The organism is uncultured Paraglaciecola sp. (genome assembly GCF_913020055.1).
Lineage (GTDB): Bacteria > Pseudomonadota > Gammaproteobacteria > Enterobacterales > Alteromonadaceae > Paraglaciecola.
Genome location: NZ_CAJWCF010000015.1, coordinates 42,556 through 55,510 on the forward strand (window position 1 = coordinate 42,556; position 12,955 = coordinate 55,510).

The following is a 12,955-nucleotide window of genomic DNA, read 5'->3' on the forward strand; positions in this document are numbered from 1 at the left end:
CAGACTGTTTAAAGAGACAACAACTTTTTGTATTTATAAAATCACTGTTTAATCCAACATATCACCTTCTAATCAGCTGATTATTGAAGTTAAAATATTTAACAATTGATTGTGTTGAAGGTTAATCATTTATTAACTTTATTGATTTCCTTATCAAGCATATTAATCATGGCCATGATCTTATAGTGATTCGTTTTTAAAACATGGTGAAATTCTGCGTGTTGCCCGTGGATTTTTCGTTCTTTTTGATGCAACGCGATTGTTTTTTCATCCGCAACATTAAAGACTTCGCTAGTTGGATCTTGTTCCGCGTTAGCCATAGTGTGTTCATGTTTATGGTCTATATTGGAAAGTGCTTGAATGACCTGAGCATGCTCAAATATTGATGCCGTTTGCTGTTTTAATGATTTTTCTATTTCCATCAATTTAGTAAGGGCGTTTTCTTGGTCTGTTTTCCAAAACTCTATCTCATCTAGCCACAAAGCATGTTCAGACGACCATTGACTATGCTCCTGATGCGCAGCGAGATGCTCTGCAGATCTAACAGTTTGCGCTTCTTCTCTGAGTGACTGAGTAAACGCAATAAACTCTGCTGTATTTGTGTTAGCAATACTCTGTAACTTGTTCCAAACTGATTTATTTACATAAGCGATGTCAAATTCTATTTGATTTTTATAGGCTTCTCTCGCTCCTTCTACAGCATCACTCCACAAACGCAAGTTTTCCTTTAAGTGTTTACTCGCTTGCTGAATTTTTTCTTTGCTTACCTCCGTCGCATCACCCAGTTTTTTTTCTGCTGAATGTAAAGCATGCTGCAAGGTTTTGCCTTCTTTCACTACAAACGTCTCGACGCTATCAACCATTGCTTGATAACTTTTCTGTAATTCTGTTTTCTGATTTTTTGATGTCATGTGGAGAGCCTTATAGAATTAATATAAATACTTTTATGATAATACTCAGCTGCAAATTAGATACTATTCGGTGTAATACTTAATAAATTGTGGACATTACTTAGTTGGATTTTTAGTGACAAAACATAGAATTTTGACCACAGTAAACCAAAATTATTCGTTTACAAAATAGCGGCCTTTTTTACACTTGTTGTAAATTACGCAACGACAAACTAATTGGGTAGTGGTCAGAAGAATGAATGTTGGTATGTACGAACGCATCTGTTACCTCTAGCCCCCGACAGTAAACATGATCAAGATGCTGAAATAAATGATTTATCCTTGGCTGACGCTTTATTTTCACCTCCGCTAATCCAAATGACTTAGCGATTTCATTAAAATATTTCAACCTTTTATTATTCCAAGTATTAAAATCACCTGCTAATAAAATCGGTCCATTATGCTGCTCTAGCATTTGGAAAACTTGATCTAAGTGGGAGCTGAATTTATTAAATGACACAAAGTTAATAATATGACAATTAATAACCAGTAATGATTGTTCTAAATTCGCCAATGGATAAACGGTAGCAAGTAACATTTTTTTTGTTTGTGTAATGGGCTCACTATAAGTTGAGGCGGAAAAATAATGTTTTTTCGCGGTAACTGTCGACCCCGTTTTAACGCCAGTTTCGATGTTAGTTTTTACGTTCCTAAAGCTACGCGCCATGATCCATTGATGTTGCACTGATTTGTTAAAATGAACATCTAAGGGGGAGTTTAAAATAGCTTCTTGTAGAAGCACTAAATCTTTGTTGTGTACCAATGTTATAAAGTCGTCGCGCCATGCTTTTTTCTGACACTTGAACACATTCCAAATTAGTATGTTGATGCTTGGCCCGAAGACCGGTTTAGAAGCGCGTCCCATTATTTTTAGAGATTCAACTTTGCTATACCGACTGCTAATCATAAAAATACTGGCCTTTCTCGAACTTATATCTGCGAAAGTGTCGTTCTTATAATAACACTAAAGATAGGGCGAAAATAATCGAAACAAGTTGTTGCGAATTTTTATAAAAATCGATGTAGCTTCTATATCGCCCTCGATAACTGGAATAGCATGTTGTTTTTTTAAGTTAAATAAGTCTGTTAATTTTGCATTAAGAGCCTGATCAAAACATTCTAAATTGATTTCAAAATTAAATTCCAAACTTCTCGCATCCCAGTTGGCAGAACCAATAAATGACCAAATATCATCAATAATAACGATCTTACTGTGGTCAAAAAAACGTTTGTTTTTATATATTTTTATACCGTGCTCAATGATTCTCGAGAAATTTGCTTCCATGACCCAGTCCACAAAAAGAATATCACTGTGTTCAGGTACAATTATTTCTATTAACACACCACGCATCGCAGCAGCATGAAGCGATGTCATAAGTGTTTGGTCTGGAATAAAATAAGGGGTCATGATTTTTACGCTTGTTTGTGCGCAAACTAAAGCATTAATTAGTGTCCAGCGTATTTTGTTATGGTCTTCATTTGGACCATCTTTGATGACACGAGAGACGACAGATTGATCACTGGAGGGCTGCAATGTGTTTGGTTTATAGCGAGGGAATTGAATTGCCTCACCGGTTGCAAAAAACCAATCCTCTGTAAACACTTGGCTAATCTGGTCAATTACTTGACCTGTTACTTTAAACTGAACATCATCGATAGGACTTGCTGCTGATTTAACCATATTATTCTGGCTTATGTTCATACCACCGATGAAGGCCACTTCAGCATCCACACATAATATTTTTCTGTGATTTCTTAAGTTAATAAAACGAATACTGGTAAGAGAAATGGAAGGTAAGAAACGAGCCGTATTTATTCCTGACTTTTTTAAAGCCCTGTTTGTTTTAAGCCAGCTATAACCAATGCCTATCCTGTCCAACAAAACGTTCACAACCACACCGCGTTGTTGTGCTTCAACTAAAGCGTTTATGAACTGCCGTCCAAGTGGATCGTAATCAAAAATATAGCTTGATAATACAATATAACGTTTAGCATTACGTATAGATTGAAGCATTGAAGGGTAGGCGGCATCGCCATTAATAAGCGGTTCAACTGTGTTTTGTGCTATGTAATTAGCTGGTTCAATCGATTGTCCGGCAATGATAGCTGAATGCCAATTTTTGGGTAGGTGGTGATAATTTGTAACCTTTTCATGCTTGCTAGCACCTGGTATAGGTGTTTGTGGATGCTTTTTCTTAGCCAAACGCTTTATACGATTTATCCCAAACAACCAATAAAATAGGCTTCCTACGACAGGGGAAAGTACTACTAGGCCTATCCAAGCTAACGATGTGCGTTCATTTTCTTTAAACATAATCACATGTAAAGAAGTTAGAAGAGATAATAATATGTGCAAAATAACAGTAATAGTGACCCAGTGAATAAGGAGCCACTTAACTAATTCTTCAAATATTTGCATAAAAGACAACTCAAATAATGTGCGTATAACTTAATTGCATAGACCTAAACTTCCTCTAGGGTTGTTTTTCTAGTCGGTCGAGTTTGGTATCGCTTGATTCAAACTATGTAGCCCAGCTTCCAGCTCAGTATTACCAAAACAAATACCTAAAGATAATGCGCTAGCTAGGGCAGGGTCCTGCAGTGTAACTAATCTACTTTTATTGGCTACATATTTAAGAGAAGTACTGCACACTTGATTATTTTTCAAAACCACTACACTGCCAAAATGTTTGTTGGCTACCAAAGAAGCGGCATAAGTGCCTAAGTTAGTGGCAAAGATACGATCAAATGCTGTAGGTGAACCACCTCTTTGAATATGCCCCAAAGTAGTGGCACGAATTTCTGCATCCATCTTTTCTTCCAATTGCATTTTTAATACATTGGCAATACCACCTAAACGTATTGGATCAGTACTAAATTCTTTAGTTTCGCGGATGGTAAATTCACCTCCAACTTGTTTAGCTCCCTCAGCCACCACCACGAGTGAATAATGTTGTTCACCCATGCGTAATTGACAAGCTTTGGCTACTTCATCGATATCATAAGCAAACTCGGGGACCAAAATGACATCAGCTCCTCCGGCAATACCTGCGTGTAATGCTATCCAACCAGCATATCTGCCCATAGTTTCAAGTATCATCACGCGTTTGTGAGATTGGCCTGTTGTACGTAATCGATCTATTGCATCAGTTACAATGCTAACGGCGGTATCAAAACCAAAAGTACGATCTGTCCCCATCAAATCATTGTCAATGGTTTTGGGTATACCCACTATATTCATACCCAACTTTGACATCTCGTGAGCGATAGATAATGAGCCATCACCACCAATAACAACCAATCCATCTAAGCCAAGACTTACATAATAATCCATCACTTTTTCTGAAACGTCTTCACCAAAATAGTTAAATGGATTTGCGCTATTATTGGTGCCAAGTATGGTGCCACCTAGGGATAAAATACCACTACAATCAGCGTAACTTATCACTCTAGTTCGTTGTTCTATGAGCCCTAAAAAACCATCATTTATACCGATAATTTCAGCTGAACAATTGAGCATTAAACTTTTAGCTACAGCACGAATAGCCGCGTTTAAACCTGAACAATCACCACCACCGGTTAGTATTCCAATACGTAAAGTTTTAGTCTTCATAGTACGACTCTTTTCTAGTTTTCCAATAATTTAACACACTATAGGTGATGCAAAATGGCGTTTTTGGTTGTTATCAACCTTGTTAGCATCAGTATTCATATTGTTTCAGTAACCCCTATCAATTAGAAATATAATGTCGAGGATTGTGTTGACTCAGATCAAGTTTTCCCAGAGTAGTTTATGCTGAAATAGAATTTATATATTTTCCTTATGTAGGTTCATAAAATAATGGCAACAGTTAAGTTTTTAGGTGCGGCACAAGAAGTCACAGGGTCGTGTCACATGTTTGAGGCGCCAGCCTTCGGTCGTATTCTATTTGATTGTGGAATGCATCAAGGTGGTAGTCGAGTGGATAGGGAGCAAAAAGAAACTTTTTTGTTTGATCCTAAGACAATTGATGCTGTCATCCTGTCTCATGCTCACCTAGATCATAGTGGTATGTTACCCAAATTAGTACATGACGGTTATGACGGCCCTATTCACTGTGCTGATGCCACTGCTGATTTATTACAAGTTATGTTATTAGATTCAGTGAGTATCTATTTAGGCGATTTACAACACGAAAATCGACGTCTTGCTCGCAAAGGCAAACCTTTAATAGAGCCTGAATATACAGAAGAAGACGTAATTAAAGCGCTGTCTTTGTGTCAATCACATCTTTATGAAACTGAATTTTCATTATCTGCTGACGCCAGCATAAAATTTCATGATGCCGGACATATTTTAGGCTCCGCAATGATTGAGCTTTCTTTTAGTGATAAAGGAAAAGATAAGAAAGTCGTTTTCTCTGGAGATTTAGGTAACAAAAGTGCGGTTTTAATGAATGACCCTACAGTGCTGAACAAAGCTGATTTAGTTTTGATGGAAGGTACTTATGGCGATCGTAATCACCGACCAATAGAAGATACTGTTTCTCAGTTAAAAGATATATTACATGATACCCAAGAACGTGGGGGCAATATCATGATCCCCGCATTTGCAGTGGGTCGCACCCAAGAATTGTTGTTTTATCTAGGCCAGTTACATAGAGAAGGGTTATTAGATAACTGGCAAGTGATACTAGACAGCCCTATGGCAATAGAAGTGACTAAAGTATATGACCGCTGGTTTGAATCTCTTGATAGCCTTGAAATAGAGCAAGCGACACCTAACGCGCACTCTATTATTAAAGACTTTATTCCACGTCTGTTTTTGTCTGTTTCCCCAGAAAACTCCATTGCTATTAACAATATAACTAAAGGCGCGCTGATTATAGCTGGCAGCGGCATGTGTACTGGAGGCCGTATTAGCCATCACTTTAAACAACGAATTTGGGATTCACGGAATACAATCATTTTCTGTGGTTATCAAGCCAAAGGGACCTTGGGTCGTTTATTAGTAGACGGCAAAGAAAATATTAAATTATTCAACGAGACCTATTTAGTAAGATCCCAAATCGAAACTTTAGGTGGTTTTTCGGCCCATGCGGGGCAACAAGAACTAATGGATTGGGTCTCTAACTTTGATGATTCCGCCAGAATAGTATTGGTGCATGGAGATCCTGAAGCTCTCGAAGTGTTGTCACAAAGACTATGGAAAGAAAAAAATATTGCTACGGACATCCCACCAATTGGTCATTGTATTGCCTTCTAACAACCAAGGTTAACAATGGATAGTACACATTAAATGATACGCAGCGTTTAGCGAGCAATTGTTGATTCAGATCAAAATCCAAAAATCATTACAAATTATGCTGGGCAAACTGACCCAGTAACAGAATATATGTGTTTAGGTTGCTCAGTGAAATAAGCAAATAAATTAACAGCGATTAAATGTACTAAGAGGCGATTTTGATGAATAACTTGGAAGTTGGAAATTCTAAAGAGTGTGAGTTGGATGGAAAGCAAATAACAATTCGTCCAATAAGTATAGAAGATATGTCTTTGGAGCATGATTTTATTGATCACCTTTCACCTGAGACTAAACATTATCGCTTCTTCGGTGCGATTAATAATGTATCAGACAAAATGTTAAAGAGTTTGTGTGATGTTGACGGTAAAAACTCTATGGCTTTTATTGCCACCGAGTTAGTTAATGAACAAGAAACAGAAATTGGTGTTTGTCGCTATGTGTTAACTGAGAAACCGAATATATACGAATTAGCCTTAACAATAGCAGACAAATGGCAACATAAAGGTTTGGGGAAATTGTTAATGAACGAGCTAATAGATTATGCCAAAAGCCATGGTGTAAAATGGATTTACTCAGTTGAATTGGCAGATAATTCTTTTATGCGTTCTTTATCTAAAGAACTAGGTATGAAACTAAAAACCGATCCTGATGACCACCATCAAGTGATTTACACCTTAGAACTTTAGCTTCCATGTGAGCAATAATGTTGGTTAATCAATTTTCTAGTCCTCAAAAACGCGTTTTGAATTATTTAGTAAATTGATTAACGTTAGGTTTAGGCAAAGACTGTTAATTACCCTAAGACTGAGTGTTAGTTTAGGGATTTGATTAGAGTCAAACTTAATTATCTATTCAACAAATACGACAAGATTGAAGGCAACAGTATGAAAAATGACATTACAGAAACAGCAAAAATAGAAATTGAAAAAATAGTAGAACAAGTTAAGCAGGAAAGGGATGAAATGATACTAAAAGCTCATCTTTTTAAAGCTGAAGCGAAAGATGAGTGGGCTAAAGTGGATAAAGAATGGGAGCATTTGAAATCTAAGTCGGAGCAGGTAGGTAAAGAAGCCAAAGGGGCATCAGGAGATGTATCTGCTGCTGCTAAACTTCTGGGTGAAGAAATAATAAAAAGCTTTAAACGTATACGTAAAACTCTCTAAGTTTTGCCCAGTTACTTTTAAAAAGTGTGAATTCATCTTAGTGGATCGGCACTTAACCTAAGAATCAGTAAAAATACAATCCCCGGCTAATTTATCTTTGATTACAAAGACTAATTAGCCGCGAATTTTGAAACAACCTACAAATCCTACAATGACAAAATCGGCTAGATTGGTTGCAGTTATTCGTAATAATACCACTCATTTTCATAAGCCAAACTACCCCATAGAACATGAGCTAGCGCGATATCTGATAAGCTTTCATTGAGTTTATTTGGAGCCAGTGTTTTATCCGCAAAATCATACATAAAATTACTCGGAGCTTTTTGCGGTTGAAGTATTGTTACTTCATCACCTTGCATATAGGCAAAGTTCTCAGCATATTGCGTCATGGCTCGCCCAGATGCGTTAGCGCTATTTAGGTCATGCCCCAACATTGGTGAATTATTTTCTATGCCCATTAAAGACAGTAGTGTAGGTGCTAAATCAATTTGACTAACGACTCTTTCATCGGAATAGTTGTTCTTTTCAGAATTTAGAATCACACCTGGAATATGAAAGTTTTTGATTGGTACTAGGTCACTTCCCAAAGCTCTAGCATCGTGATCTGCGACTACAAGAAATACTGTATCTTTCCAATAGTCTCGTGTTTTTGCGATCTTGATAAACTTACCTAAAGCATAATCAGCATATTGGATTGCTTTATGACGCATAAGTTCTTTTGTATCGTATTCTTCTAGTTGTTTATCAGTGTATTCAATGGGTGTAACAACACCATCTGGAATTTCAAATGGGTCATGATTACTTGAAGAAAAGATAAAACTAAAAAATGGCTTATCGTTATTATGAAGTGCAGTTAATTCAATATCTGCTTGATTGAATAAATCCTCATCACAGGCTCCCCACGATGCCACAAACTGTGGGTCAATAATATCCTTAAAATCTACAATATCCGTGTCGCGAATATACAGTGGAAGCAAAAATTGGTGGTAATTCCGAGCAAATTTATGGCACTGCTTGTCGCCAAGCAGATGGCAGCTGGATAGTTCAGAGTTATTGATGCGAACTCAGTTTTCAACTGAGCCTTGCAAATACCGTAAAATCCTCTGTGTAATTACTGGACTAGTAAGCCCCACTTTTTTGGCTAATGAAATTGCGGCATCACTTTGCATATTGTGGTCGTTGGCCATATGAATCGCTAACCATGCGCTCGCGCGATTACCACTGGAGCAATGCATTAAGATTTTCTTATCTTTATGCTGTTGCACCAGTTCGCTGATTTGATTAATGATATCTGGATCAAAGCTTTCACCGGAGGCGGATATTGGAAGGTTGTAATAATTTAGTCCAGCTTGATTTACCGCCTTTTTTTCATCCCAAGTTACTTCGCGATGATCTCGTAAATTGATCACCAACTCTATGCCTTTTTCACGGGCAATATCAAAGGTTTCAGAGTCAGGCTGGGAAGTGATATACAAATGCTTAATCCCAACTACCTTTTTTGCTGCGCCCCAAGTTTCAGGCTGACACACTTGAAACTGTTCATTTCCAGTTTCTAACGTGTCATTCGTCATCTTAACAACAGCGCAAGTTGCTCCCAACCAAGCTTCGTGATCATCCTTGTCCATCGTTTTTGAATCTGCACTGAAAAGCTGAGCGCATCCACTAAGAGCCAATAAAAATAGGTAGATAGCGAAGTAGGGCATCCAACTTGGTTTTGGATTATTTATCTTTGTTTTGAACATAATCTTTAATCTCATAAAATTTCGTTTAATTACTTAGACAAGAGTACCCAGAAATAGTCAATCAAATTTGATCCGTATCAACAAGTATAAAAATTAAACAATTCATAATAGGCACTCTTTATTCAATCGTTTAAAAGTAGGTCTTATGAACGTCAAGGAAATCACCAAAATTGCGAAAAGTCGTGGAATAAAACCAGGAAGATTAAATAAAACATTACTTATTCGGACTATACAATTAGAAGAAGGGAATTTTGACTGTTATGGCACGGCCTATAGTGAAGAGTGTGACCAGCACCAATGTAGTTGGCGTAAAGACTGTTTAGGTCAAACAAAACAAGTTAAGCATTAAAATGCAAAGACGACAAAAATAGAGAGCAGACTTTATGTCGATTAAATGTGAACTCACAGAGCTTAAGTCCCAATCAAGTTTAACTATTCGTCTTAGAACATCCGCTGAAGATTTGCCGGACGTTTATGCCAACGGATATGCTGATATCGCAAAGTATCTGGAAGAATGTGATGCAGAACCTGCTGGGCCTGCTTTTGCAATATATTACAGTCTTGATTTGCGGGACTTGGATGTGGAATTTGGTTTTACTGTATCGAGTAGTTTAAAAGGAATAGATAACATTCGACCCAGTCAAACACCTAATGGTAAATCCGTAACTTGTTTGCATATTGGTCCCTATAGCGATGTCGAACCTTCGTATCGTGCACTCACAGAATGGCTCAAAGATTACGGTTATGAATCAGCAGGTATCGCCTATGAAGTGTACTTAAATGATCCTATTGTAACCGAGCCAGATAAATTAAAAACTCAAGTTTATGAGTTGATTAGGACTATTGAATTGTAGCGTTTAATCAAGATGATGAAAAAGATATTACAAAATCGTAATCATGTTGCTTGTATCATCTATAGGTGCGGTGATTATAGATTAGTTCGCTGTTACTTTTTCACGGCAAGTAATGAATATTTTTTCATTGTCGATATACTGTCTAAATAAAGGAATACCTACATGGGTTCCTATAATGTATATTATGTTAAATTGAGTATTTTATGATAATAACAACTAAGTTACCGCAATCCTTGATTCTAGACGACCAGGGTCAGTAGTAAATATATGCTTGGTGGTAACTCCCGTACTGATAAAGTAGAAACGATTAAGAAACTGATCCGACAGAATAACTATAAAAATTCTGAGAAGATCTATGAGCAATGCATGAGCTTTGGTATTAGTGTCAACCTCGTTTCTTTAAAGCGTTTTACTGAAAAGCTAGAACTACTAGATAGATCTGAGCGTTCTAGGCGTATAGATAAGTTACATCGTGAGACAAACGAAGGCCCCGCGATGATGACTTACGAACAAGTTAAACACAGGGAAACAGAAATCACATTCGAGTTAGGTGAGCTTAAGATTAAAGAAAACAGATTGATGGAAGAACTCACAAAAATAAATAAAGTATTAGACTCTAAAGAATTCAACTAAATACATTCCTTGTTAACTTTCTATAACCTTTACGTTGTTCACCTAGCTTTCCTTAATAAAATTGTTACCATAATAGTTACTTCATTTTATTCATAGAGTTCATATGGAATTCGCTTTTATCCTTATAGCATTCATCTGTGGTTTAGGCCTTAAATTGGTTGGATTACCACCCTTAATTGGTTATTTGATTGCCGGTTTTGCGTTGAATTATCTTGGTTTTCAGTCTTCAGATGGATTACAAACCATTGCCAATTTGGGCATTACGTTAATGTTATTTACCATTGGTTTAAAACTCAATATACGTGATTTGTACAAAAAGGAAGTCTGGTTAGGCAGTATTTGCCACGCTGTTGTATGGATATCACTAATTAATCTACTGTTATTCGCTTTAACTTGGGTTGGTTTAGCTGCCTTTGCTGATTTAGATTGGTCGACTCAAGCCCTACTCGCTTTTTCATTAAGCTTTAGTAGTACTGTGTGTATTGTAAAAATTCTGGAGGAAAGTGGTGAAATCAAAACTCGGCATGGCAAGTTAGCCATCGGTGTATTGATTATGCAGGACATTATCGCGGTGTTGTTTTTGGTCATCGCTACTGGAAAAGTCCCATCAATATGGGCATTACTCCTTTTATTACTATTTTTTGTAAAACCCCTATGGACTATGGTTTTAGAGCGTGTAGGTCATGGTGAATTACTTATATTATCAGGCTTTTTGTTTGCGTTTGGTGGCTATGAACTATTTGAATTGGTAGGAATAAAAGGTGATCTCGGCGCTTTGATTGTGGGAATGTTTATAGCAACGCATGTTAAATCGGCGGAAATGTCTAAAGCACTAATGAATTTTAAAGACATTTTTCTGGTGGGTTTTTTCCTAACAATTGGCTTTAGTGCGCTCCCTACCCTCGATTTAACACTTACCGCTCTATTGCTTTGTTTGTTTATTCCAATCAAATTTGTTTTGTTCTTTGGGTTATTTACGCTATTAAAATTACGGGCTCGCACCAGTTATTTGGCGAGTTTGGTATTATCTAACTACAGTGAATTTGGGCTAATCGTTGTAGCTTTGTTGGTAAGCTTAGGTTGGTTGAGTGCACAGTGGTTAGTGGTATTAGCGTTGGCGGTTTCGTTCTCTTTCGTATTAACGGGCTTAGCTTATAAAACGTCACATAATCAATATACAAAATATAAAGACCGGCTTAAATCTTTTGAAAGCCCACATCGATTAATTGAGGATGTTTACGTTCAACCGGTTGGCGCTACTATAATTGTAATTGGTTTAGGGCGAGTAGGAAAAGGTGCTTATTCATCTCTAAATAGCATGGTAGGTAAAAAAGTATGGGGAATGGACGCAGATCCTACGCGAATAGAAGCTCTAACCAAAGTGGGTTATCAGGCCATGGTTGGAGACGGTGAGGACGTTGATTTATGGGAAAATATGGATTTAAGCCAGATACAACTCATTCTAATGGCCCTACCTTCAATTGAAGATATCTGTAACATCACAGAACAACTGCAACACGCTAATTATACGGGAAAAATTGCTTCTATTGCTCGTTATGAAGATCAAATACAACCATTGATTGATGCAGGTTCTGATAAAGTGTTTAACTTCTTTACCGAGGCAGGAACAGGTTTTGCTGAAGAAAGTCTGCAATTATTACCTGAACATTCAAGGTCTTAATCGAGATCAAAACAAGAATCGTTATCATTGTGTATCACGTTGTTTTATATGATGTTTTTTGATTAATTTGTGGTTTTTCGATACACATAAGTCTATACTTTGCGTTATTAGATATACACATGGGTCCATCTTATGAAAGGCGACAAACAAGTATTAGTTGTATTAAATGAAATACTTACCTTCGAACTTACCTCAATTAATCAGTATTTTTTACACGCACGTATGTACAAAAATTGGGGTTTAGAGAAACTTAATGGCGCTGCATATAAAAAATCCATAAAAGATATGAAGCAAGCCGATCAGTTAATAGAACGTATTCTATTCCTAGAAGGTTTACCTAATTTACAGATGTTGGGTAAATTAATGATTGGTGAAGAAACTAGTGAAATGCTGAATTGTGATATGGCGTTTCAGAACTCACAAATACCTTTATTAAAAAATGCGATTAAAATATGTGAAGAATCACAAGATTTTGTATCTCGAGATTTGTTTGAATCAATTTTAAAATACGAAGAAGATCATATTGATTGGATAGAAACCCAGCAATATCAGATTACTCATTTGGGTATAAAGAACTATTTACAAAGCCAAGTAGAAGGGGATTAACATGCAAGGTAAAAAAGTCATAATTGATCAACTAAATGCCCT

At 36.8% G+C, this 12,955-nt stretch carries 14 protein-coding genes; 8 read left to right on the plus strand and 6 right to left on the minus strand.

The genetic code is table 11. From position 1 onward, the window contains the following. Positions 1-125: 125 nt before the first annotated feature. From QZ488_RS05115 to QZ488_RS05130, 4 genes are all read right to left on the minus strand, one after another. Entirely contained in the window at positions 126-911 is a 786-nt protein-coding gene (locus QZ488_RS05115; protein ID WP_293746728.1) for a hypothetical protein, read from the minus strand. A gap of 181 nt (positions 912-1,092) precedes the next feature. Continuing rightward, a complete protein-coding gene (locus tag QZ488_RS05120; RefSeq protein WP_293746729.1) occupies positions 1,093-1,857 on the minus strand; it encodes an endonuclease/exonuclease/phosphatase family protein in 765 nt (254 codons plus the stop codon). A 57-nt stretch (positions 1,858-1,914) separates the two neighbouring features. Further along, a complete protein-coding gene (locus tag QZ488_RS05125) occupies positions 1,915-3,369 on the minus strand; it encodes a phospholipase D-like domain-containing protein (RefSeq protein ID WP_293746730.1) in 1,455 nt (484 codons plus the stop codon). A 69-nt stretch (positions 3,370-3,438) separates the two neighbouring features. Then, positions 3,439-4,563, minus strand: a complete 1,125-nt coding sequence (locus QZ488_RS05130) for an ATP-dependent 6-phosphofructokinase (protein WP_293746731.1) — start codon at positions 4,561-4,563, stop codon at positions 3,439-3,441. A 228-nt stretch (positions 4,564-4,791) separates the two neighbouring features. Between QZ488_RS05130 and QZ488_RS05135 the strand changes: the two genes are divergently transcribed. From QZ488_RS05135 to QZ488_RS05145, 3 genes are all read left to right on the plus strand, one after another. Then, on the plus strand, positions 4,792-6,195 hold the full coding sequence (locus QZ488_RS05135; protein ID WP_293746732.1) for an MBL fold metallo-hydrolase: 1,404 nt from the start codon (positions 4,792-4,794) through the stop codon (positions 6,193-6,195). Between the two features lie 200 nt (positions 6,196-6,395). After that, positions 6,396-6,920 (plus strand): GNAT family N-acetyltransferase, encoded by a 525-nt coding sequence (locus tag QZ488_RS05140; RefSeq protein ID WP_293746733.1) that lies wholly within the window; start codon positions 6,396-6,398, stop codon positions 6,918-6,920. Between the two features lie 198 nt (positions 6,921-7,118). Beyond that, positions 7,119-7,397 carry a hypothetical protein gene (locus tag QZ488_RS05145; RefSeq protein ID WP_293746734.1) on the plus strand — a complete coding sequence of 93 codons (279 nt, stop codon included), beginning with the start codon at positions 7,119-7,121 and terminating at the stop codon, positions 7,395-7,397. A 179-nt stretch (positions 7,398-7,576) separates the two neighbouring features. Here the strand turns inward: QZ488_RS05145 and QZ488_RS05150 are convergent, their stop codons facing one another. Together QZ488_RS05150 and QZ488_RS05155 are read right to left on the minus strand one after the other, a co-directional pair. Further along, positions 7,577-8,374, minus strand: a complete 798-nt coding sequence (locus QZ488_RS05150; RefSeq protein WP_293746735.1) for a sulfatase-like hydrolase/transferase — start codon at positions 8,372-8,374, stop codon at positions 7,577-7,579. Positions 8,375-8,461: 87 nt separating this feature from the next. Then, positions 8,462-9,139 (minus strand): sulfur transferase domain-containing protein, encoded by a 678-nt coding sequence (locus QZ488_RS05155; RefSeq protein ID WP_293746736.1) that lies wholly within the window; start codon positions 9,137-9,139, stop codon positions 8,462-8,464. Between the two features lie 145 nt (positions 9,140-9,284). Between QZ488_RS05155 and QZ488_RS05160 the strand changes: the two genes are divergently transcribed. The 5 genes from QZ488_RS05160 to bfr all read left to right on the plus strand — a co-directional run bounded on the left by QZ488_RS05160 (position 9,285) and on the right by bfr (position 12,913). Continuing rightward, on the plus strand, positions 9,285-9,488 hold the full coding sequence (locus QZ488_RS05160; protein WP_293746737.1) for a hypothetical protein: 204 nt from the start codon (positions 9,285-9,287) through the stop codon (positions 9,486-9,488). A gap of 34 nt (positions 9,489-9,522) precedes the next feature. Beyond that, positions 9,523-9,993 (plus strand): GyrI-like domain-containing protein, encoded by a 471-nt coding sequence (locus QZ488_RS05165; protein WP_293746738.1) that lies wholly within the window; start codon positions 9,523-9,525, stop codon positions 9,991-9,993. A gap of 267 nt (positions 9,994-10,260) precedes the next feature. Further along, positions 10,261-10,626 (plus strand): hypothetical protein, encoded by a 366-nt coding sequence (locus tag QZ488_RS05170; protein ID WP_293746739.1) that lies wholly within the window; start codon positions 10,261-10,263, stop codon positions 10,624-10,626. 103 nt (positions 10,627-10,729) lie between these two features. Next, positions 10,730-12,307, plus strand: a complete 1,578-nt coding sequence (locus QZ488_RS05175; RefSeq protein WP_293746740.1) for a cation:proton antiporter family protein — start codon at positions 10,730-10,732, stop codon at positions 12,305-12,307. Positions 12,308-12,439: 132 nt separating this feature from the next. Then, positions 12,440-12,913, plus strand: a complete 474-nt coding sequence (gene bfr / locus QZ488_RS05180; RefSeq protein ID WP_293746741.1) for a bacterioferritin — start codon at positions 12,440-12,442, stop codon at positions 12,911-12,913. The last annotated feature ends 42 nt before the right edge of the window (positions 12,914-12,955 follow it).